21 protein-coding genes and 1 pseudogene are annotated in these 21,674 nt (G+C 61.6%); 5 read left to right on the top strand and 17 right to left on the bottom strand.

What is annotated here, in order from left to right:
• Window positions 1-51: 51 nt before the first annotated feature.
• The gene (locus ACFVSI_RS12320; protein ID WP_387823736.1) at window positions 52-1,155 is read left to right on the top strand and encodes a YhcG family protein; all 1,104 of its coding nucleotides are present in this window, start codon (window positions 52-54) and stop codon (window positions 1,153-1,155) included.
• Between the two features lie 85 nt (window positions 1,156-1,240).
• Here ACFVSI_RS12320 and ACFVSI_RS12315 read toward each other — a convergent pair whose 3' ends face one another.
• Window positions 1,241-1,438 carry a hypothetical protein gene (locus ACFVSI_RS12315; protein ID WP_387823733.1) on the bottom strand — a complete coding sequence of 66 codons (198 nt, stop codon included), beginning with the start codon at window positions 1,436-1,438 and terminating at the stop codon, window positions 1,241-1,243.
• A 349-nt stretch (window positions 1,439-1,787) separates the two neighbouring features.
• Between ACFVSI_RS12315 and ACFVSI_RS12310 the strand changes: the two are divergent.
• Window positions 1,788-3,089, top strand: a pseudogene (locus ACFVSI_RS12310) (DUF222 domain-containing protein).
• A 5-nt stretch (window positions 3,090-3,094) separates the two neighbouring features.
• On the opposite strand, the gene ACFVSI_RS12305 reads toward ACFVSI_RS12310, so the two are convergent.
• The 7 genes from ACFVSI_RS12305 to nrdH form a co-directional block, all read right to left on the bottom strand.
• Window positions 3,095-4,261: an ABC transporter ATP-binding protein gene (locus ACFVSI_RS12305; RefSeq protein WP_387823730.1), complete on the bottom strand. Its 1,167-nt coding sequence runs from the start codon at window positions 4,259-4,261 to the stop codon at window positions 3,095-3,097.
• Window positions 4,258-5,856 carry an ABC transporter permease gene (locus ACFVSI_RS12300; RefSeq protein ID WP_387823727.1) on the bottom strand — a complete coding sequence of 533 codons (1,599 nt, stop codon included), beginning with the start codon at window positions 5,854-5,856 and terminating at the stop codon, window positions 4,258-4,260. Before ACFVSI_RS12300 ends, ACFVSI_RS12305 begins: the two co-directional genes overlap by 4 nt.
• A gap of 4 nt (window positions 5,857-5,860) precedes the next feature.
• Window positions 5,861-6,913, bottom strand: coding sequence for an iron ABC transporter substrate-binding protein (locus ACFVSI_RS12295; RefSeq protein WP_387823724.1), 1,053 nt, complete (start codon window positions 6,911-6,913; stop codon window positions 5,861-5,863).
• A gap of 280 nt (window positions 6,914-7,193) precedes the next feature.
• The gene (gene nrdF, locus ACFVSI_RS12290; protein ID WP_216925513.1) at window positions 7,194-8,168 is read right to left on the bottom strand and encodes a class 1b ribonucleoside-diphosphate reductase subunit beta; all 975 of its coding nucleotides are present in this window, start codon (window positions 8,166-8,168) and stop codon (window positions 7,194-7,196) included.
• 94 nt (window positions 8,169-8,262) lie between these two features.
• Window positions 8,263-10,401 carry a class 1b ribonucleoside-diphosphate reductase subunit alpha gene (gene nrdE / locus ACFVSI_RS12285; RefSeq protein ID WP_387823784.1) on the bottom strand — a complete coding sequence of 713 codons (2,139 nt, stop codon included), beginning with the start codon at window positions 10,399-10,401 and terminating at the stop codon, window positions 8,263-8,265.
• Between the two features lie 11 nt (window positions 10,402-10,412).
• Window positions 10,413-10,883: a class Ib ribonucleoside-diphosphate reductase assembly flavoprotein NrdI gene (gene nrdI / locus ACFVSI_RS12280; protein WP_387823721.1), complete on the bottom strand. Its 471-nt coding sequence runs from the start codon at window positions 10,881-10,883 to the stop codon at window positions 10,413-10,415.
• Between the two features lie 51 nt (window positions 10,884-10,934).
• Complete coding sequence (nrdH, locus tag ACFVSI_RS12275; RefSeq protein ID WP_144658986.1) at window positions 10,935-11,177, bottom strand: glutaredoxin-like protein NrdH; 243 nt, start codon at window positions 11,175-11,177, stop codon at window positions 10,935-10,937.
• Window positions 11,178-11,573: 396 nt separating this feature from the next.
• Here nrdH and ACFVSI_RS12270 point away from each other — a divergent pair, with 396 nt between their 5' ends.
• Together ACFVSI_RS12270 and ACFVSI_RS12265 are read left to right on the top strand one after the other, a co-directional pair.
• Window positions 11,574-12,539 (top strand): LysR family transcriptional regulator, encoded by a 966-nt coding sequence (locus ACFVSI_RS12270; RefSeq protein WP_144658987.1) that lies wholly within the window; start codon window positions 11,574-11,576, stop codon window positions 12,537-12,539.
• A gap of 50 nt (window positions 12,540-12,589) precedes the next feature.
• Window positions 12,590-13,093, top strand: coding sequence for a DUF2004 domain-containing protein (locus tag ACFVSI_RS12265; RefSeq protein WP_144658988.1), 504 nt, complete (start codon window positions 12,590-12,592; stop codon window positions 13,091-13,093).
• A gap of 49 nt (window positions 13,094-13,142) precedes the next feature.
• Here the strand turns inward: ACFVSI_RS12265 and ACFVSI_RS12260 are convergent, their stop codons facing one another.
• The 6 genes from ACFVSI_RS12260 to ACFVSI_RS12235 are packed head-to-tail and all read right to left on the bottom strand — an operon-like array spanning window position 13,143 to window position 18,243.
• The gene (locus ACFVSI_RS12260) at window positions 13,143-13,838 is read right to left on the bottom strand and encodes a hypothetical protein (protein ID WP_387823717.1); all 696 of its coding nucleotides are present in this window, start codon (window positions 13,836-13,838) and stop codon (window positions 13,143-13,145) included.
• On the bottom strand, window positions 13,835-14,860 hold the full coding sequence (locus tag ACFVSI_RS12255) for a VWA domain-containing protein (RefSeq protein WP_387823714.1): 1,026 nt from the start codon (window positions 14,858-14,860) through the stop codon (window positions 13,835-13,837). The genes ACFVSI_RS12260 and ACFVSI_RS12255 overlap by 4 nt, the downstream gene beginning before the upstream one ends.
• Before the next feature lie 2 nt (window positions 14,861-14,862).
• On the bottom strand, window positions 14,863-15,858 hold the full coding sequence (locus ACFVSI_RS12250; protein ID WP_387823711.1) for a VWA domain-containing protein: 996 nt from the start codon (window positions 15,856-15,858) through the stop codon (window positions 14,863-14,865).
• Window positions 15,849-16,301, bottom strand: coding sequence for a hypothetical protein (locus tag ACFVSI_RS12245; RefSeq protein ID WP_387823708.1), 453 nt, complete (start codon window positions 16,299-16,301; stop codon window positions 15,849-15,851). Before ACFVSI_RS12245 ends, ACFVSI_RS12250 begins: the two co-directional genes overlap by 10 nt.
• Window positions 16,291-17,223, bottom strand: a complete 933-nt coding sequence (locus ACFVSI_RS12240) for a DUF58 domain-containing protein (RefSeq protein WP_387823705.1) — start codon at window positions 17,221-17,223, stop codon at window positions 16,291-16,293. The genes ACFVSI_RS12245 and ACFVSI_RS12240 overlap by 11 nt, the downstream gene beginning before the upstream one ends.
• Before the next feature lie 12 nt (window positions 17,224-17,235).
• A complete protein-coding gene (locus tag ACFVSI_RS12235; RefSeq protein ID WP_387823702.1) occupies window positions 17,236-18,243 on the bottom strand; it encodes an AAA family ATPase in 1,008 nt (335 codons plus the stop codon).
• Between the two features lie 148 nt (window positions 18,244-18,391).
• On the opposite strand from ACFVSI_RS12235, the gene ACFVSI_RS12230 reads away from it, so the two are divergent.
• Window positions 18,392-18,595, top strand: coding sequence for a hypothetical protein (locus ACFVSI_RS12230; RefSeq protein ID WP_373458717.1), 204 nt, complete (start codon window positions 18,392-18,394; stop codon window positions 18,593-18,595).
• A 24-nt stretch (window positions 18,596-18,619) separates the two neighbouring features.
• On the opposite strand, the gene ACFVSI_RS12225 is transcribed toward ACFVSI_RS12230, so the two are convergent.
• From ACFVSI_RS12225 to ACFVSI_RS12215, 3 genes are read right to left on the bottom strand one after another with little or no spacing between them, the layout of a single operon-like run.
• Window positions 18,620-19,441 (bottom strand): carbohydrate ABC transporter permease, encoded by an 822-nt coding sequence (locus ACFVSI_RS12225; protein WP_387823699.1) that lies wholly within the window; start codon window positions 19,439-19,441, stop codon window positions 18,620-18,622.
• Window positions 19,438-20,307 carry a carbohydrate ABC transporter permease gene (locus tag ACFVSI_RS12220; protein ID WP_387823696.1) on the bottom strand — a complete coding sequence of 290 codons (870 nt, stop codon included), beginning with the start codon at window positions 20,305-20,307 and terminating at the stop codon, window positions 19,438-19,440. The genes ACFVSI_RS12225 and ACFVSI_RS12220 overlap by 4 nt, the downstream gene beginning before the upstream one ends.
• Entirely contained in the window at window positions 20,304-21,674 is a 1,371-nt protein-coding gene (locus tag ACFVSI_RS12215) for an extracellular solute-binding protein (RefSeq protein WP_387823781.1), read from the bottom strand. Before ACFVSI_RS12215 ends, ACFVSI_RS12220 begins: the two co-directional genes overlap by 4 nt.

The raw sequence follows: 21,674 nt of genomic DNA, 5'->3' as shown, positions 1-21,674 counted from the left end.
TTGTCAGTGCCCGCCCGTAGCGTGATGGCAACAGCAATCGACAGGAGCATCATGCCATCCAAAGAGCTCGCCACCGAGGCCTCGTTTCCAGGCGTTCCGGCGGCGTCCTCCATGCCTGACTGGTATCCCGCTTTGCTCAACACCGTGGCGCGGGAGGTCCGGGCGGGCAGGACCCGGGCCATGGCGGCGGCCAACGCGGAGCTGCTGAATTCGTACTGGAGCATCGGCCGGCAACTGGCCGAGCGCGAATCCGAGCAAGGCTGGGGCGCGAAGGTTGTCACGCGGTTGTCCGCAGACATCCGGACCCGGTTTCCCGAAGCCAAGGGCTTCTCCCCCAGGAACCTGCGGTACATGAAGAGCTTCGCCCAGGCCTGGCCCGACTTTCCAATGTTGCAAGCGCCGCTTGCAACATTGCCCTGGTACCACCAGATTGCACTTCTCGAGAAGCTCGACGACGCCGCCACGCGGCTCTGGTACGCAGCGGCGGCTGCGCAGCACGGATGGTCGCGCAACGTCCTGACACACCAGATCTCCACCCGCCTGCACGAACGCTCCGGGCAGGCGATCACCAATTTCAAATCCACCATGGTTCCGGGCGACTCGGACCTCGCCCAGCAGGCCACCAAGGACCCCTATGTCTTTGACTTCCTGGCCATGAGCGATCGCCACACCGAACGGGACCTGGAGCTGCAGTTGGTGAAACACGTGGAGAAATTCCTGTTGGAACTGGGTCAGGGTTTCGCCTTTGTCGGCGAACAGGTCCGCCTTGAGATTGCAGGAGATGAGTTCTTTGCCGACTTGCTCTTCTATCATCTGAAGTTGCGCTGCTTCATGGTCATCGAGCTGAAAGCCGTGAAGTTCGAGCCCGGGTTCCTTGGTCAGTTGGGTATGTACATGGCGGCAGTTGATGACCTCCTCGCACACCCCGACGACAAACCCACCATCGGCTTGCTGCTGTGCAAGGAAAAAAACAGCGTCGTGGCGGAGTACGCCTTGCGGGGTTTCAATGCACCCGTGGGAATCGCGGAGTGGCGGACCTCGCTGGCAGATTCTTTGCCTGATGAGTTGGTTGCGAGCCTGCCGAGCATCGAGACACTGGAAGCTGAGTTGGCCAGCGAGGCTGCTCGGCTTGGGTCAGTTCCCCGCTCGGAGTGAAGGGCACAGTCCTGGATCTCGAACAAGGTGCGGACTGTGAGGGCGAAGGACGGGTGCTCATCATCTGAGCACCCGCCCTCTTGGCCTACGCGAGTTCGGCCGAGAACCGGCATTGTGTCGAGTCGAACTCGAGAACACGCACGCTCAGCTTATCGCCAGGCGCGCCATCCACACCCTTGGCGAGGCCCGGCACCTCGGCGTACTCCACGAGAACTCCGAACGGCAGTGACTTCGTCACGGTCGCGGTGACCACGTCACCGGCCGTCAGAAACAGGTCGCCCATGCATCCACCCCCTTTCCCTGAATCGGGTGAAGGAGAACAGGCGGATCAAGGAGCGGTCGGGTAAGCCTTCCAATTCATGCCGCGCATCGCGTCCAGCACAATCCCGATCTTCACAACACAAGTCTAGAACGACGCGTCTGATCACGGGATCAGAGGGACTCCAGCCTTAGCAACATGCCCTAGCCGGTCCGGTAGTACAGGATGGCCCACTGAACCGCTGTGGGCTTGTGGCCCACCGGCGACTTTGGGCGCCTGTTTGGGACCGTCTAATAATGTCGGAGCCTGCTGGCAGAGTAAGAACATGGGACGCAAGCCGGAATGACAAGTGGGTGCTGATGCCAGCGCTGCCCTGACGCCGGCTCCTTCTGAGCGGGCGCTCCCTGAAGTCCCAGGCTCTACCAGTCCCGGCACCATAAGCAGCGATCTGATCAACCAGCTGCGCGTACTGGAAGATATGAAGTCAGCTATATCGGGGTTGCAGGCCAAGATCACTGTGGCCTTCGACCTTGCCCAGCGTGCTGAGCAGGCCGAGGCAGGGGTGCCGGCGTCCGAACGCGGCAAGGGCGTGGGAGCGCAGGTGGCTCTCGCGCGGCGGGAATCCCCCAACCGTGGCTCCCGACTGCTGGGGCTGGCGAAGGCATTGGTGACGGAGATGCCACACACCATGGCCGCTGTGGATGCAGGACTGCTGAATGAGTGGCGGGCAACGCTGATCGTCAAGGAAACAGCGTGCCTGTCCGTGGAAGACCGGGCCTCGGTGGATGAAGAACTGGCCCCGGACACTGGAACGTTCGACGGCGCCGGAGACAAGGCCATCAGTGCCGCAGCGAAAGCTGCAGCCTACCGCCGTGATCCTCGTTCGGTAACCCAAAGGGCCGCACATGCCGCGAACGAGAGGAGGGTAAGTCTCCGCCCGGCACCGGACACCATGACCATCTTGACCGCACTGCTTCCGGTAGCCCAAGGCGTCGCAGCCTACGCGGCGCTCACCCGGGCCGCCGACTCAGCCCGGTCACGTCCGGGAGGTGACGAACGCGGTCGAGGCCAGGTGATGGCCGACACCCTGGTTGAACGGCTCACCGGTTCGTCCGCCGGCTATACCGGAATAGACCTGCAACTGGTGATGACAGACCGCACCCTCCTGGCCGGCGACTCCGAGCCGGCGCGACTGACCGGCTATGGGGTTGTCCCGGCCGAGTGGGCCAGAGACCTTGTGACCACAACGAAGGCCCACGGCGATCCCGGGAGTGACTTCAACATTTGGCTTCGCCGCCTCTATACGGCACCCGGAACCGGAGAACTCCTCGCTACGGATTCCCGGTCCCGCTTCTTTCCGCCGGGAATGCGACGCTTCCTCGAAGTACGTGACAACTTGTGCCGCACACCGTACTGCGACGCACCTATCCGTCAGATCGACCACATCATCCCCTGGCGCTGCGGTGGACCCACCTCGTTGGAGAACGGCGCTGGACTCTGCGAAGCCTGCAACCACACCTAAGAGAACCCCGGCTGGACCAGCAGAACAGCTCTGGGCAACAACGACACCGGAGCCATCCATACTTTGGAGGTCCTGACGCCCACCGGGCACAGCTACCGCTCACAGGCACCTCCCCTGCCGGGACACCCGCGTGTCCCAGCAGGTGCCACCTGAGCAGGCTACTCCCCTACAGGGAAAGCCACTCCTTCACCCACCACGCGGAGGCAGAGTTCTGTTCCGGGTTTAGTAATCGAGGCATTCCAGTGCCGGATGGTGATGATCTCGCCACCACCCGGGTAGCGGTGGCCATTGCCCTGTCCGGCTCCATCATGGGCCGTATAGGCACCGAGCTTGATACGGACCGTCGTTTCAGGGCCGAAGTAGTCTGTGTCAACAACGACGCCGCGGATCGGACCATCCGGCGCGATCCTGATCTGCTCCGGGCGCAGCATCAGCTGTACCCTGCCCTGGGCCGGCGGGCGCCGTACAGCAATGCCTCCGAGGGAACAAGTTGCGAGGGAACCCTCCATCCAGGCATCAAGAATGACGGCCTCGCCCAGGAACTCCGCTGTCGCCCGGTCCGCCGGGCGGGTATATACGACGAACGGGTTGCCGATCTGAGCCAGCTTCCCGCCACGCATGATGGCTACCTGGTCGGCGAAGGACAACGCTTCGGCCTGGTCATGGGTGACCAGGATGGTGGTCACCCCGGCGGCGTTGAGGACCTTTGCTACGGCCCGACGGGTGGCAACCCTCAAACCGGCGTCAAGAGCAGAGAAGGGTTCATCGAGAAGCATCAGCTCCGGCTCGCGGGCCAACGCCCGGGCCAAAGCAACGCGTTGCTGCTGCCCTCCGGAAAGCTGATGCGGCCGCCGCTTGGCCATGGCCGGGTCCAGGGAGACCATCTCCAGCAGCTCTTCCACACGGGCCTTCACTGCTCGACGACCGCCGTCGAGCTTACCGGCATCCAGCCCGAAGGCGACGTTCTGCCCGACCGTCAGGTGCGGAAACAGTGCACCATCCTGGGCGACGTAACCGACCTGGCGTTTGTGCGCGGGAACCTGGACACCGTCACCGGCCACCGGAATGCCGTTCATGCTGATGGATCCGGTGTTCGGGTGTTCGAAGCCGGCGATGAGGCGGAGCAGGGTGGTTTTGCCGGAACCCGACGGCCCGACGATGGCCGTTGTTCCACCACGGGCGACCGAGAGGTTAACTCCCTTGAGAACAGCTTGGGCCCCGAAGTTCTTGGTGACTTCGGAAATGTCCAGGTGCGTGTTGGTGGTCGGCGCCACTGAAGGGGCGACGCGCGGAGAAGGGAGTCTGGAAGGGGCTTGTTCTGTCACTGTCCGGCTACTTTCTTGGACTGTTGGAAAAGCAGGTAGGTCATGGGCGCCGAAAGCACGATCATCAACAAGGCATATGGGGCGGCCCCGGTGTAGTCGATTTCGCTGCTCTTGCTCCAAAACTCGGTTGCCAGAGTACGGGTGCCATTGGGGGCCAGGAGCAACGTGGCTGTGAGTTCGTTGACGATCGCAAGGAAGACCAGCGCGGCCCCACCGGCTGCAGCCGGTGCTGTCAGCCGCAGCGTCACGCGGAAGAATGACACGAAGGGCGTCTTTCCCAAAGATTGCGCGGCCTCGTCGAGTTCCTTGGGCGCTTGGGCCAAACCCGAACGGAGGTTGACCAGCGCCCTCGGAAGGAACAGCAACACGTAAGCAGCAATCAAGACTCCGGCTGTCTGGTAAACGCCGGGCACCGCCCGGATGCTGACCGTCACGAAAGCCAGGCCCACCACGATCCCGGGCAGGGAACTCGTAACGTAGTTGGACAGTTCAAGCAGCTTGCTGAACCAACTGGGGTGGCGGACAGCAAGATATGCCATGGGGAAAGCCACCACGATCGTTACCGCAGCTCCAACTGCCCCGTAGATGAGGGTCTGAAGGAGCGCAGGCATGAATTCCTCGGCAGCCCAGATCTCAGTCCCACCTGTAATCACCCACTTCAGGACAAACCACAGCGGCAGGCCGAACGCCAAGGCGGTGAGTGCCAAAAGACCCAATTGGGCCGGCAACTGGTACCTTCCCAGCGGCAACTGGGTTGTCTTCCCCTGCGCACCCGATCCCACCCGGGCATACCGCGCCGTGCCGCGGCTCTTCACTTCGGCCAGGAGCAGGAAAAGGCAAAGGATCACCAAGACACTGGCAAGCATATTGCCGGCGGTGCCGTTGAATGTCGACTGGAATTGGACCATGATCGCTGTCGTGAACGTATCGAAGCGGATCATGGCGAAGGCGCCGTATTCGGCCAAGAGGTGAAGTCCTACGAGCAAGGCTCCGCCGGTCATCGCGATGCGAAGCTGGGGCAACACCACGCGGAAGAAGACTGCCCACGGGCCCAGGCCAAGCGAAGCTGCGGATTGCTCAATGGCCGGGTCCAGGCGGCCCAGCGTTGCAGCGGCCGGTATGTAAACCAGCGGGAAGTAGGAAAGTGTGGAAATCAGGACACCGGACCAGAGGCCCTCCAGCGAAGGAACAGCCGAAACCCACGAATAGCTGTTGACGAAGGCTGGAATCGCCAACGGTGCTGCCAGGGCAACGGCCCACCAGCGACGCCCCCGGAGGGTTGTCCGCTCAACCAGCCAGGCACCACCCACGCCCAGCAGCAGGCACAACGGGATGGTGACAAGAGTCAGCAGCACGGTATTGAGCAGAAGCTCGCCAACGCGCGGGCGGACAATAAGTTCGACGGCGGTCTCCCAGCCGGTCGTGACGGTCATGTAGACGACGTAGCCCAGTGGCAGAAGCGAAAACAGGGCGATCAACACTGCCAGCAGGGACACGGTGGAAACGCCGAAAGGCGGGCGGGGGCGCTTGCCCCTGCCCGCCGTCGTCGTGCTTTCCGCGCCTTGTGGTCGGGAAGCCGATAGGTCGGTACTCACAGAACTAGAGGAGTCCTGCCTTGGTCATCAGTTCGGTGACCTTGGCGGAGTTGAGCTTTGCCGGGTCCACGGTAGGAGCCTGCAGTTCCTTGATCGGAACGAGCTTGGCGTTGGCATCCACCTGCGATGCGATGGCGTACTCGAAGGACGTGCCGTTCTTCAGTACTTCCTGGCCCTTCTTGCCCGTGATGAACTTCAGGAAGGCCTGGGCGTCTGCTGCGTGCTTGGAGGACTTCAGTACGCCGCCGCCGGAGACGGACAGGAAAGCACCCGGGTCCTGGTTCTTGAAGTAGTACGGCGTGACGTTCTTGGAGTTCTCACCGGTCTTCGCCTGGTCACCGTAGTAGTAGTAGTGGTAGATCAGCGCGCCGTCCACTTCGCCTGCGTTGACTGCCTTCATGGCGGTGCTGTTGCCCTTGTAAGCCTTGAAGTTTTCCTTCATGCCCTTGAGCCACTCCTCGGTGGCAGCCTCGCCCTTGAGCTCAAGAAGTGCGGCAACGATTGCCTGGAAGTCGGCACCGGACGGCGAAGCCGCCCACTTGCCCTTCCACTCCGGGTTGGCCAGGTCCAGCATGGACTTGGGGAGCTTGTCATCGCTGATCTTGTTCTTGTCGTAAACAAAAACGGTGGAGCGTGCTGCGATGCCGGTCCACTTGCCGGTCGACGGGCGGAACTCGGCAGGCACCTGGTCCAGGGTTGCCTTGTCAACGTCCGCGAAGAGGCCCGCGTTCTCTACCTGCGCCATTGCCGGAGAGTTCTCGGTCAGGAACACGTCAGCCGGTGAAGCCTGGCCTTCCTGGACAATTTGGTTGGACAATTCGGTATCTGAGCCCTGGCGGATGGTGACCTTAATCCCGGTCTCCTTGGTGAAAGCGTCCACCCATTCCTTGGTCAGGGTGTCGTGCTGGGCGTTGTAAACCGTGATGTCACCGGAACCCGAACCTGCGGAAGCGGAGGCATCGGAGGCACTGCCGGCGTTGGAGCCGCACGCGGTGAGGCCGAGTGCTGCGGTTGCCGCGAGGGCGATTCCGGCCAGCGCTTTCTTGGGGATGTTCATGGAGGGCTTCTTTCTGCGAACAAAAAACTCTTGGGACCTTCGTCCGTGCAGGCCTGGTGTTGGGAAGGCTTGCCTTTGTAAGAGTAGGTAAGGCTTGCCTACGCGCAAAGCCCAATCACCCAATAGTGACAAGGATCACGATAATTACGCAAATCTTGCGTGACGTAATAGCGGGGCCTTGACAGTGCTCCTTACAGAGGAGATGGCATTAACGCCAAAGCCCGGGACCAGCTGCATCACGCAGCCGACCCCGGGCCGGTATCCGATCAATCCAGCGGAGCTAGAACTCCCAGTCCTCATCCTCCGTGTTGACGGCCTTGCCGATCACGTAGGAAGAGCCCGAACCGGAGAAGAAGTCGTGGTTCTCGTCAGCGTTCGGGGACAGGGCGGAGAGGATGGCCGGGTTCACGTCGGTGACCGATGCCGGGAACATGGCCTCGTAGCCGAGGTTCATGAGTGCCTTGTTGGCGTTGTAGTGCAGGAACTTCTTGACGTCCTCAGCCAGGCCGACACCGTCGTAGAGGTCGTGGGTGTACTGGACTTCGTTTTCGTACAGCTCGAAGAGGAGCTCGAAGGTGTAGTCCTTGATTTCCTGCTTGCGGGCCTCGGAAACCTTCTCCAGACCCTTCTGGAACTTGTAGCCGATGTAGTAACCGTGCACAGCCTCGTCGCGGATGATGAGGCGGATCAGGTCAGCCGTGTTCGTGAGCTTGGCGCGCGAGGACCAGTACATCGGCAGGTAGAAGCCAGAGTAGAACAGGAAGCTCTCCAGCAGCGTGGAAGCGACCTTGCGCTTGAGGGGATCATCGCCCTGGTAGTAGTCCATGACGATCTGGGCCTTCTTCTGCAGGTTCTCGTTCTCGAGGGACCAGCGGAAAGCGTCGTCAATCTCCTTGGTGGAGCACAGGGTGGAGAAGATGGACGAGTAGGATTTGGCGTGCACCGACTCCATGAAGGCAATGTTGGTGTAAACGGCCTCTTCGTGCGGGGTCAGTGCGTCCGGAATCAGCGAAACAGCACCAACGGTGCCCTGAATGGTGTCCAACAGGGTCAAGCCGGTGAAGACGCGCATGGTGAGTTGCTGCTCTTCCGGGGTCAGCGTGTGCCACGACTGGACGTCGTTGGACAGCGGCACCTTCTCAGGCAGCCAGAAGTTGTTGACCAGGCGGTTCCAGACTTCCACGTCTTTGTCGTCCTGGATCTTGTTCCAGTTGATGGCTTCGACGTGGCTCAGCAGCTTGACCTTCTCGGTCATGTCATCCCCTTTAGCGATGGGTGGTTCTTTAAGGTAAGCGTACGACGGCGGGTGGTGGCCCGCCGTCGTACTCTTTAGTTTTGTGCGTGGTTGACTACAGCATGCAGCTGACGCAGCCCTCAACCTCAGTGCCCTCCAGCGCGAGCTGGCGGAGACGGATGTAGTAAAGGGTCTTGATGCCCTTGCGCCATGCGTAGATCTGCGCCTTGTTGATGTCACGCGTGGTGGCGGTGTCCTTGAAGAACAGCGTCAGGGACAGGCCCTGGTCCACGTGCTGCGTGGCAGCGGCGTAGGTGTCGATGATCTTCTCGTAGCCGATCTCGTAGGCATCCTGGTAGTACTCCAGGTTGTCGTTGGTCAGGTACGGAGCCGGGTAGTAGACGCGGCCGATCTTGCCTTCCTTGCGGATTTCGATCTTGGCGGCCACCGGGTGGATCGACGAGGTGGAGTTGTTGATGTAGCTGATGGAACCCGTGGGCGGAACAGCCTGGAGGTTCTGGTTGTAGATACCGTGCTCCATGACCGAAGCCTTCAGCTCACGCCAGTCATCCTGGGTGGGGATGTCGTGGCCGGCGAAGAGCTCGCGGACGCGTTCTGTTGCCGGAACCCATTCCTGCTCCGTGTACTTGTCGAAGAACTCGCCGGAAGCGTAGGTGGACTTCTCGAAGCCGCCGAACTTCTGGCCGGTCTCGATGGCCAGCTTGTTGGAAGCGCGGAGGGCGTGGAACAACACCGTGTAGAAGTAGATGTTGGTGAAGTCCAGGCCTTCTTCGGAGCCGTAGTGGACGTGCTCGCGGGCAAGGTAGCCGTGGAGGTTCATCTGGCCGAGACCAATCGCGTGGCTCTGGGCGTTGCCCTGGGCGATCGACGGCACGGAGTTGATGTAGGACATGTCCGAAACAGCACTGAGCGCACGGATGGAGGTCTCGATGGAGAGCCCGAAGTCCGGCGAATCCATGGTCTTGGCGATGTTCATCGACCCGAGGTTGCAGGAGATGTCCTTGCCCACGGTCTCGTAGCTGAGGTCCTCGGCGTAGATGGACGGCGAGGAAACCTGCAGGATTTCCGAGCAGAGGTTGCTCATGGTGATCTTGCCGTCGATCGGGTTGGCCCGGTTCACGGTGTCCTCGAACATGATGTACGGGTAGCCGGACTCGAACTGGATCTCCGCGAGGGTCTGGAAGAACTCACGGGCACTGATCTTGGTCTTCTTGATCCGGGAATCGTCGACCATCTCGTAGTACTTCTCCGTCACCGAGATGTCGGAGAACGGCACGCCGTAGACGCGCTCAACGTCGTACGGGGAGAAGAGGTACATGTCCTCGTTCTTCTTGGCGAGCTCGAACGTGATGTCCGGAACCACAACACCCAAGGAAAGGGTCTTGATGCGGATCTTTTCATCGGCGTTCTCACGCTTGGTGTCCAGGAAGCGGTGGATGTCCGGGTGGTGGGCGTGCAGGTACACGGCGCCTGCACCCTGGCGGGCACCGAGCTGGTTGGCATAGGAGAAGCTGTCTTCGAGGAGCTTCATCACAGGGATAACGCCGGAGGACTGGTTCTCGATCTGCTTGATCGGGGCGCCATGCTCACGGATGTTCGTCAAGGACAGCGCTACGCCACCGCCACGCTTGGACAGCTGGAGGGCAGAGTTGATGGCACGGGCGATCGACTCCATGTTGTCTTCGATACGGAGCAGGAAGCAGGAAACGAGCTCGCCACGCTGGGCTTTTCCGGCGTTAAGGAACGTCGGGGTGGCCGGCTGGAAACGGCCGTCGATGATTTCGTCCACCAGGCGGGTGGCGAGCTCTTCGTTGCCGCGGCCGAGGTGCAGGGCAACCATGCAGACACGGTCCTCATAACGCTCGAGGAAGCGCTTGCCGTCGAAGGTCTTCAGCGTGTAGGACGTGTAGAACTTGAAGGCACCGAGGAAGGTCTCAAAGCGGAACTTCTTCTTGTACGCCCGGTTGAAGAGCTCGCGGATGAAGTTCATCGTGTACTGGTCGAGGGTCTCGCGCTCGTAGTACTGGTTCTTCACCAAGTAGTCGAGCTTCTCTTCGAGATCGTGGAAGAACACCGTGTTGTTGTTCACGTGCTGCAGGAAGTACTGGTGCGCAGCTTCGCGGTCGGCTTCGAACTGGATCTCACCGTTGGGGCCATACAGGTTGAGCATGGCGTTGAGCTCGTGATAGCCCAGGCCCTTGTAAGCCTCAGGCAATGGCTTCTTGGTGTCCACAGCGCCCCCGGTTACTTCTGCTTCTGCGACAGTTGTGTCCAAAACTCTTCCAATCCTTGATTCACTCGGTCTACGTCTTCGGGAGTTCCCATGAGTTCGAACCGATAGAGGTGCGGAACTTTGCACTTGACGGCGACAATGTCCCCGGCTGCGCAGTAGTTGTCCGCGAAGTTTGTGTTCCCGGCCCCGATAACACCGCGGATCCGTTCCCTGTTCCGGGGATCGTTCAGAAACCTGATGACCTGCTTGGGCACTGAGCCTTCACCGTTGGTACCTCCATAGGTGGGAAGTACCAGGACGAAGGGCTCCAGCGCTTGAAGCGGAGGATCCTGGGAATAGAGAGGGATGCGCGCCGCGTCCCTGCCCAGTTTCTGGACGAATCTCTTGGTGTTTTCGGATGTCGAGGAAAAGTAGATGAGGTGACTCCTGGTGGTGACAGCTTCCGTCACCTCACGTGCGGTTGCCGCTGTCAGCGGTGCCATGGGAGTCACCTCGACTACATAGGGATTCTTTGTGTGCTGTGGTGGCGAAACTTAGGCCACGGAAGAAGCGGCCTGGGCCAGTTCTTCGATCTTGTCCGGACGGAAGCCTGACCAGTGGTCCTGCTCGGTCACGACAACCGGAGCCTGCATGTAGCCCAGTGCCTTGAGGCGCTCAAGGGCCTCGGCGTCCTGGGAGATGTCGACGCTCTGGTAGGCAATGCCCTTCTTGTCGAGCGCCCGGTAGGTTGCGTTGCACTGAACACAGGCCGGCTTCGTGTAAACCGTTACGGTCATGATCCCTGTCCCCTAAGTTGAAGTCTGGTTCTCTTCGTATCTGGCGGGCTCAACCGGAACTTACTACTGAATCCGATACCGGCCCGCAGGCTGCCGTGACAGCCAACACGCTCTTATTTAGTCTTGCGCTGGTTTCCCGCTCAATCCGTAAATCGATACTACATGTAGTGCAAGCACCTCGCCGGAACCCCAAGATGATGTATTACAAGTATGTCATTCAATCCACCGGTCGTCCACAGGGCAAGGGCTTCAAAATGTCCGTAATTACGCCAAACTGAGAGATGTCATCCACACCCTGTGGACTACTTAGCCACATTTAATCTTCAGCGTGTCGCCCTCGTACGGCGTGTCGTGACACTTTGAAAATGTGGCGTGGCGAACAGCTAAAATCTGCTGATGGTCAACCTTCTCCACCTCCGGACGCTGATGGAAGTAACCCGCCTGGGTTCCTTCGCTGCGGCCGCCGCCCAACTGGGCTACACAGCCTCGGCCGTCTCCCAACAGATGGCAGCGCTGGAACGCGACACCGGCGTCGAACTCTTCCAGCGCTCGGCACGAAGCGTTGTCCCCACGGAAGCTGCCGTGACCATGACCCGGCACGCCTCAAAGGTACTGACCGATGTCGAAGCCCTCATGGCGGCGGCCTCCCGCACCAACGACTCCCCCGCCCAGGAACTGCGCCTTGGCATCTTCCCCAGCCTTGCCACGTACGTACTGCCCGACATCCTGCGGAATGAACGCTGGAACGGACTGGGCATCGAGCTGAAGGTCTCGGTGGCCGAGCCGGCCCAAACCATCCAGGGACTGCGCAGCGGCGGTGAACTGGACGTCGCACTTGTCTACCAGGTAGGCCAGTCGGGATTGGCGTGGCCGCATTCGCTCGAGCGCCAATGGATCGGCGACGACGACTTCCGGGTGGTCTTGCCAGCGTCCTGGAAAATCCGCGAAGACGCCGAAATCGAGGCCGCGCATCTGTCCGACATGCCGTGGATCGTGCACCACCCGGGCACCAGCGATGCCCTGGTGATCGAACGCCTGTTTGCCAGTTGCAACCTCCACCCCAGGGTGGTGGCCTACAGCGACGACTTCCACGCGAGCCTTGAGATGACAGCCGCGGGGCTTGGCGCTTCACTGGTACCGGAACTTGCGCTGCGGAACCGGCCGCCCGGCGTCGTCGTGCTGGACGTCCCGGATATCCGGCTGGCGCGGAACGTGTTTGCGTTGCTGATCAATGAAAAGCGGACCGCCCAGGTGCAACTTTTCACCCAACTGCTGGCCGATACCCTCCGGGCCACTGCAGACAAAAGCGGCCTCCACCCGCTGAAAACGGCTCCCGCCAAAGGTCCCCAGCGGCGCAGGTGAAATATCCCGAAGTGCTGGAACCCGCTGGATGTAGGGGTTAGATTGATCACATGGGCAAGGTAGCGAGCAAACATTTTGGGGAGATAGAGCTCAATCACGGGCGTGAACATTGCTTCGTCGCAAGACACGAACTCGGCGGCAACCAGCTTGAACTGGACTTGAACGTCGCCGCGCACGACCACTTCGATGAAGCAGCGCTCCGCAAGGTGGACTACCGTTTGCGCTTCCTGCCCGAGCTGGTGGACCAGGTCCGGGAAATGATCGCCGATGAGCTGGACCAGGACGGTACAAACCCACAGCAGTTCCTGCATTTCCACTGTTCGCAGCTCAAGGAAGAACAGCTCGAATCCGTTTTCGGAGTCCGCGACAAGAACCAGCTCACCAACGACGTCTTCCTCAAAGCGCTCAAACTCGGCCACGTGGCCATTTATCCCGGGCAGCCTGAGCGCTACTTCGTCCTCGACTTCACCCTTGGCTCCCACTTCACGGACGAGCTGCTGGTCGCAGCCGCCGATGAAGATGGCGTGGTGGATGACGAAATTCTGTGGGAGTAGCACTGCCTGTTTAAAGCACGACGGCGGCCGGTCACCTACGGGGGCGGGTTCACCACGGCTTCTCCACGCCCGTGCTGTCATCCGGTCCGCGCAGATATTCGTCACGCTCCTGGCCTTCGCCGCGCTCGAGTTGGGCCTTCCGGGCGCTCTCTTCCAGCTGCTGGAGCTGCTTTTCTGGCGGGGTCGTCGCCGAGTCCGGGGTGCTGCCCGGCTCCGCGTCCTTCGGGGACTGTTTTCCCTGAAGCCGGCCCTTGGCCGCATCGAGGGCGTCTCCCTCCCCCGCCGCATTCGCCGGACCAGGCTCATGGCACTGACCGGATGCGGCTTCGATGACGGCCAATGCCTCCGCGACCAGCCTGTCCTTGGGCCCGGGATCTTTCTCGGAATCCGCAAGCTTCTCAATGCTGAGCGCCAGATTCACACGGACTTTGCACTCGTCCGTGCCGGGTCCCCGGTTCAGGGCTATCTCGAATTCGGTGCGCGCCGCGGCGAAGTCGCCGGCCAGGACCGCGGCGTCCCCGGACGCGAAGGGGGCCTTGTGGGGCTCCAGCACATTGGCTACCCCCAGCCACGCCGCCGCCTGTGCAACGGCATCACGGTCTCCTGCCGCAAAGGCGCTCCCTGCAGTGCCTCCCAGAAAGCCCACGCTCAGGAGCTTGGCGGCGACTGCGAGCGCCAGGACGGCAGCCGGTGCCGACCAGAGCGCAAGGTGACGGTGCCGCCGTCGTGCGTTTGAGGTGATCATCCCTTGGGCTCCTTGGGTGCTGAACTGCTCACTGCGCGTAACGCACTCAGGTGCCTGAGCGGCTCGGGGATGGCCAGCACAAAAGCCGCCAGTGCGAGCACCCAGTAGAGTTCGATCCTTCCGGGTGCATCCTCTGTGCTTGCTGAGAGGGAACCTGGTTGGGCTTTGCCGAACATGCCGGATACGGGGTCCGTGGCGGTTCTGTGGACATAGGGGACGTTGAGATCATTGGCGACGCTGTGGAGTTGTTGTTCGTCGATCCTGGAGACGGCGTCCTGCCCGCTGCCGGCGCTTCGGTCTTTCACATAGGCGTTGGCGTTCCGGGAGGAGTCCTTCATTCGCCCGCCCGCTTCGGTTCCATAACCAAGCACTGCTCCCCCGGCCACGTTGGAGCCATCCATGGGCGGCGGGGCCGCGGCGCTGGTGTTCTCGCCATCGCCCGCGTAGAAAACCAACGCCGGCCTTCCCGGGTGTTGTTCACGGGCCGTGGCGAGCCTTTCTTTCAGCAACTGCGCGGCTCCGGTCACGCTGCTGCCCTTGGCATAACGGGGATTTTGCGGCTGGAGGGTCGCCATGCTGGTTTGCAGGGCGGTGGCGTCCTGGGACAAAGGCATCTGGACGGTGGCCTTGTCATCGAAGGTGATGAGGGAGAATTTCGCCCCGGCCAGTTCCTGTGCGATCGCCATGACGTCGCGTTGAACGCCGGACAATCGTGTTGCGGTTCCGTTGTAGTCTTCGGCACCCATGCTGGTGCTGGTGTCAACGACGAAGAAGACATCCAACTCGGCTGTCGATCTCTGGGCTTGTCCTCCGGCCCAGCCAGGTCGCAAGGCGGCCAGAAGCAGGAGCACGACGACGAGGCAGCGGTGGAGCGCCGACCGTACGTTTCGCGGTGACCGGCCTTGCGGTGACCGCTTCTGCGGTGCTGAGGTCCAGGGACGCAGGCTCCATACGGTAAAGGCGATGGCTCCAAGACCCGCGGCAGCCAGGAGCGGCCACGGCAGGATAGGGGCTATGGTCATGGTCATTGCTCCACCCGCCGTCCCAGGACCAGCATGCCCAGACCAGCCAGCACAGCGATACCCAAGGGCCAGCCGGGGGCGTCTGTCACGACTGCCTGCGGAGCCGAAGCATAGGTGGTGGCTTCGGTTTCCTGCACCTTCCTGACAATGCGGGGCACGGCCTCGGGATTGTCCACGCCGGAGTAGGTGCCCCCTGTTGCCTCGACGGCAGCCTTGAGTTGGGCGCCAGGCTGATCAGGTTGGTCTCCGTAGTCCAGGTCGCTGGGGTTCAGGGCATGGACCTTCACTTTCTTGGTGCCGGCCAGGGCGGCAGCCTCGGAGAGGGTGAAGATGGGCGCTCCGGATACGAAGTTGTCCGTGGCCAGTACAACTGACCGCGAGCGCCCTGTGTCCCCTGTGGTGTTGCCGCTGGTATCCGTGTCGGGGAAGCTCTGGACACAGGAGGCCAGCCCGTCACCGATGAGGGACGAGCCTTCCCCGTTCCAGGTGCCATCGAAGAACGAGCCAGCTCCGTCGGACAAGGCCTTTTCTGCGTGGCTCAGCTGCTCCTCGACGTAGTCGTAATCATCGGTGAGGGGAAAGAGTTGCACGCTGCTGCTGTCGAAAATGACCATCCCGATCCTCTCGCCGTCGAACTGCTGGGCGAGGTCCTTGAAAACAGCCGCCAAGGCGGCGTCGGTACTTGCCATTGAGCCGGATACGTCCAGGCACAGCACGATGTCCCGGTTGCGGATCTCTGGCTGCTCGGTGGAGCGCAGCGCTGGTCTGGCAGCTGTGACGGCGCTGGCAACCAGGACCAGGCCTGCCAGCAGGGCGGCGAGGGCCAGCCGGGTCCGGTAGCGGCGAAGGGCGAGCTGGTACTCAGGCAGGTTAGTGAGCCGGTCGCCATGGGCAACGCGCCGGGTCTGAGATGTACGACGACGCCGAAGGTACAGCCAGGCGGCGACCGTCACTGCAGCCGCAGCCAAGGGAAGAATCCACCAGTAGCTCAGTTCCATGCGTGGACCACCTGGCGGGCAAGATCAGCGGAGTGCCGTACTGGCTGGACGTGCCGGGTGGAGAATTCGCTGGGGTAGATGCCAGCTATGCCTTCAGCCAAGGTATCCAGGCCTTCGCCCCGCAACTCATCCAGGGTCATGGAGGTGACGGGAAGGCCTGTTGCGGCTCCGGCGAACTCCCGCACGAGGAAGCTGAGCCGCTGGTGGGCTTCGCGCTCGGGTACGCGTCCGGCGTCGGCGTCTGCGGCAGTGTCCTCAATCGCTGCAAGGCAGCGGGACCGCAGCGTCTCCAGCTCCGTCGGCCCTGGCGTCCGCGGCGCAGCCACGCGTGCCCTGGGCAGCAGGAGCCATACGTACCATCCGGCAACAAGAACCAGGAGCAGAATCCCCAGCCACATCCAGATGCTTTGGTATGGCAAGGGTGCGTAGAAGTCAGCCGGCACGCTGGCCCCTTGGTGGCCGGCGGCCAGAGCTCAGCGCACCGGAGCGGTGTTTTTCCAGCAGGGCGAAGACGGTTGCCACGACATCGGCGCTGCCTTCGGCCTGTTCTTCTGCGATGCCCAAGCGGCGGAAGAGGGCCGCCCGAAGGTCAGCGCGCTGGACGATCGCGTGCTGGTAAGCGGCCCGGATGTCCCTGTCCGCGGCAAGCAGGAACGGTATCGCAGTGCCCGTGCCGACGTCAGTACTGTCCCGAGTCCCCTTTCCCCCGATCCGGGGCGCGAGGTCAGCATCGCGAACGGTCAACCAGAGCACTTCATGCCGTGCCCGCAGCCTGCGCAGCAGCTCCCCCGTCTGGGCGTCAGGAAGGAACTCGTCAGCAACAACCACAATCAGCATCCGGCCCTTGAGGTACCGCAGGACGTAGTTGAGCTGCCCCGCGATACCGCTGGGTTGGCCATGCAAGTTGATGGCCGAGTCAATCTCCCGCAGCAACCGCTCCAAGTGTTCCTCGCCGCCTTTGGCAGGCAGATACCTGGAAGCGCTCGCATTCCCATGCACCAGGCCAACATCGTCCCCGTGACGGCAAGCCAGGTAACCGACGACCCCGGCCGCGTAAACAGCAACGTCCTTCTTGCTTTCGCCCGAGAGCGCCTCTGCTGCCATGTTTCGTCCGGAGTCCACCACCAGCAACACTGAGTGGCGGCGGACGGCGACATAGCGTTTGACGAGCGGTGAGCCGTGCCGGGCCGTGGCCTTCCAATCGATGTCCCTGACTTCATCACCGGGAACATAGCTCCGCAGCTCGTCGAAATCCATGCTGCGGCCCTTGAAGACAGAGCCGTATTCGCCATCAAGCAGGCTCAGCGTCCTTCGATGGGCGAAGATAAACATCTTCGATTTAACGCGTTTCAGAAGGCTGGCCACCTGCCGGCCCCGCTACGGCGTCTGGACTGACGCCAGAACGGCATCGATGACTGTCTCCACGGCAACGCCCTCCACGACGGCGTCAAAACCAAGGATGATGCGGTGGCGGAGGACCCGGTGTGCCAGGTTCTTCACGTCTTCCGGGATGACGTGGTCGCGGCCGTTGAGCAGTGCCAGGGCCCTTGCCGCCTGGCTGAAGGCGATGCTGGCCCTCGGACTGGCACCAAATTCCACGAGGTTGGCCAAATGTGGTTCCAGATACTGCGCAGCATTCCGGGTGACGTAGGCAAGGCCCACGATGTAGCGCACGATGGCGGGGTCGATGTATACCCGACGCACGAGTTCCTGCACCTGCACCACTGCGTCGAGGGAAGCAGCGGCCGGCGGCTTCTGCCCGGCGCTGAAGACCCCGGCGTCGATCCGCCTGATGACCTCGGCTTCTTCAGCCGGGCTGGGGTAGTCCAGGACATCCTTGAGCATGAACCTGTCCATCTGGGCTTCAGGAAGGCGGTAGGTGCCCTCTTGCTCAATGGGGTTCTGAGTAGCCAGCACCAGGAAAGGCTGGGGCAAGGGATAGGACTCGCCGCCGATGGAGGTCTGGCGTTCCTGCATGGCTTCCAGCATGGCGCTTTGCGTTTTTGCGCTGGACCTGTTGATCTCATCCAGCAATACGATGTTGGCGTGGACGGGCCCCAGCTGAGTGACGAAGGTGCCTTTGGCGGCGTCGAAAATCTGGGTACCTGCAATGTCGCTGGGAAGCAGGTCGGGGGTGCACTGGATACGCCGGAAGTCTGCGCTGACAGATTCGGCGATGGCCTGGGCCGCTGTTGTCTTGGCGAGTCCGGGAACACTTTCCAGCAGCACATGGCCGCCGGTCAGCAAACCAATCAGCAGCGTCTCCCGCAGTCGTGACTGGCCCACGACCTTGTTCTCGAAACTGCGGACGATGCTGCCCACCAGTTGCTGGGCCCGCGCCATGTCAGGTGCATCGATTCCGGCCATGGCTGTGATCTGGTGCACTCGGGTCCCCTCGCTGGCGTTATGAGTCGTGCCGCAAGCGGTGGGCTGATGTTTCCGCCTGCATCGGCCACTCTATCCAAACGGGCCTGCGTCCGGGCCGCAATGGGTACCCCTCCCCATGGAGACCCCTGAGGTCTATCCTTTTGCCATGCATCAGCTACCAGCCGCCTATCAGAACTACCTCGCATCCCAGAACCAGCACGTCATCGACGCCGTACGCCCCGTTCTTCTGCAGTCAGCAGCGGACCAACGTCACGGTGTACGGATCACCTACAACTCCGGCCCAACAGGACACCAGGCCCACTTGGACGAGTCCATCCCCTACGGCGAAATCATCGAAGACATCGACTGAAACGCCGGTAGGACCCTCTGCGCGTCAGCCCTTCATGGCGCCGGACATCGCAAAGGAGTTCCCCATGCCCCGAGACACCACCGCGTAGAGCACCAGCACCGGGACGGAATAGAGGATGGAGAACGCAGCCAGCTGGCCATAAGCAATGGCACCGTGCTGGCCGAAGAAGCTGAAGATCGACACCGCAGCGGGTTGCTTTCCGATGGAAAGCAGAAGGATGAAGGGAACGAAGAAGTTTCCCCATGCCTGGATGAAGACAACAATGAACACTACCGCCAGGCCTTGGCGCATGAGTGGGAGCACAACGGTCCGCAGTGTCACCAGGGCCGATGCCCCGTCCATCCAGGCCGCTTCTTCCAGTTCCAGGGGAACCGCGTCCATGAAGCTTTTGGCCATCCACATCGCCATGGGCAACGTGGTGGTGGCCATGAAGAAGATGGTCGCGGCCATGGAGTCCAGGAGCTGCAGTTGAACGAACAGTCCGTAGACCGGGACCATGATGGCAGTCACCGGCAATGATGTGCCGAAGAGAACCGTGTACATGAACGGCTTGTTAAAGCGGGATTGGTACCTCGATAACGGATAGGCGGCCAGCACGGCCACCAGAACGTTCACCAAGGCAGTACCACCGGACAACAGGAGGCTGTTGAGCAGTGGGCGGCCCAACAGCTCCGGCGTCATGACTGCGGTGAAGTTGATCATCGACGGCGCCGATGGCACCTTCGTCCCGTACCCCGCTTGAGGGTCGACGGCGGCCAGCAGCAACCACAGAAGCGGCGCCACAAAACACAGACCAATGAGCGCCAAGGCGATGTCCGCCCCAAGCCTGGCTCGGAAGCGCCTCACGTACGCCGCTCCCGCAAGAGCCGGACGTAGACGGCGCCGAAGACCATTCCCAGCAGGATCAGCACCGATGCCACCGCGGTACCGTACCCAATGTCACCGAATTTGAAGGCCTCCTGGTAGGCCAGGACAGGCAATGTGGTGCTGGCATTGGCTGGCCCACCGGCCGTCATCACCCAAATGAGCGTGAACACTGCCAGCGTCTGGAGGGTGATCAGCATCAGGTTGGTGGCGATGCTGTTTCGGATCAGTGGCAGGGTGATGAACGCGAGCCGCTGCCATCCCCGGGCACCGTCCATGAGGGCCGCTTCGGTCACGTCGCGCGGCACCTCGGCCAGTGCCGCCCGGTACACCAGCATGGAAAAGGCCGTTCCGCGCCAGGTGTTGGCCAGAATGATGGCAACAAGTGGGAAGGAATACAGCCAATCCAAGCCGTGGGTCCCCAGCACTCCGAGTATCTGGTTCAGTGTCCCGTCCCGGTTGAAATAGGCGTACGCCGCAAACGCGGCCACGATCTCAGGCAACACCCAAGCGGCCACAACTGCCGTACCGACCCACTCCGCGACGATCTTGCGTGAGCGCGTCATAAGCAAGGCGGTCAGCAGTCCAAGGACGTTCTGCCCCAGCACGGCGGACGTGGCAACGAACACTACTGTGAGCCACGTGGCCAAAGGAAACGAGTCGTCGGTAAACATCCGCACGTAGTTCCCGGTTCCTACCCAGTGTGGATCCCGGGCTCCCCTTCCGGACAATGCGGCGTCGGTGAAAGAGGCGTAAAAGGACCACGCCACGGGCGCGAGCAGGAAAACCAGCAGGAGCACGATGGCAGGGGCTACCGGCAGAAGCCGCAGATGGCGGCGGGCTTTCATTTTTGCAGGACCTTGTCCTCACCCACGAGCCTGCGGACAGTGGCATCGTATTCCGCGACGGCGTCCCGGGGGCTTAGCCTGCCTGTGATGACTGATTCGGTGGCCTCCTGGACTGCCGTGGAAATCCTTGGATAGTCAGCAGTGGCTGGCCGGTAGTGTGTCACCTCCACCAGACCGGACACATCCTTCACGAACGGGTTGGCAGCAAGATATCCGGCGTCCCCGGCTACGTCCGTCCTCACTGCGATTTGCGAGTTGTTGATGTCGTACGCCAGTGCGTTCTTCTTGTTCAGCGCGGTGGCGAGGAACTTGAAGGAAAGCTCGGGGTTCTTGGACTTCGCCCCCACCGCCAAGGTCCAGCCGCCGGACATGCTGACATGGCCTGGATCCTGTCCCTTTTGGGTAGGGAAGCCCGCTACTGCCATGTCCTGCTCATAGCCGGCCCACTCGTAGGCGCCGCCTTTTTTCCAGAACGACGGCGCGTAGGAACCTTCCACGGTTGCGGCCAGTTTGCCTTGGGGGAACCACTCGCCGAAGACCTTCTTCCAGACATTGGCGTCCAATGCTTCGGCAGGGCTGACTGCGAGCTTCTCGTCATAGAGTGTTTTCAGGAAGTCCAAAGAGTCAGTGAAGCCCTGTGACCCAATGACCCACTTCTTTTGGTCCTCGTCATAGAGGGTGCTGCCCGTGCCGTAGAGGAGTTCGTAGAAACTCTGCATCACGGTACCTTCGCCGGTCGCCTTGCCTGCGTACATGGTGAAGGGAATCACAGTGGAGTCGGCGGCCTTGACCTTGCGGGCCATGGTCAAGATATCCTCCCAGCTTTGGGGCTGCCAAGGAACAGGGATCCCGGCTTTCTGCAGGACGGCCTTGTTGTACCAAATGGCCCGGGTATCCGTCCCCAACGGTACTGCGTAGATTCCGCCATCGTCCGCACGGCCTGCTGCCTTCGCGGCCTCGCTGAACTTCCCCCACTCGTCCCACGCCTCAAGGTAACTGTCGAGCTTGAGCAAGTAGCCGGCGTCGACGTCCGAGCGCACCTTGAACGTGTCTTCATAGAAGACATCCGGTGCCGTGTCCGGGGAACGCTGCGCCAACGCCAACTTGGTGCCATAGTCGTCATCGTTGGCCTGGATCGGCTGGAGATCAACCGTTACCCCTGAATTGGCTGTCTCGAACTCCTTCTTGGCATCCTGCATCACGAGATCCAGCGCGGTGAAGGCATCGGTCTTTTGGTACACGATCTTGAGCGTTTTGTCCTGGTCCGCCTCAGGGGTGTCTGAACACGACGTCATTCCGACGAGAGCAGCGGCAGCGGCAAATGCGATGGCGATTTTCATGGGTCGCATGGTCTTCATTGGGCGCAT

It is taken from the genome of Paenarthrobacter sp. NPDC057981 (assembly GCF_042886835.1).
Taxonomy (GTDB): domain Bacteria; phylum Actinomycetota; class Actinomycetes; order Actinomycetales; family Micrococcaceae; genus Arthrobacter.
Note: the sequence above shows the minus strand (reverse complement) of the source record. Positions and strands in the feature narration are given on the sequence as shown.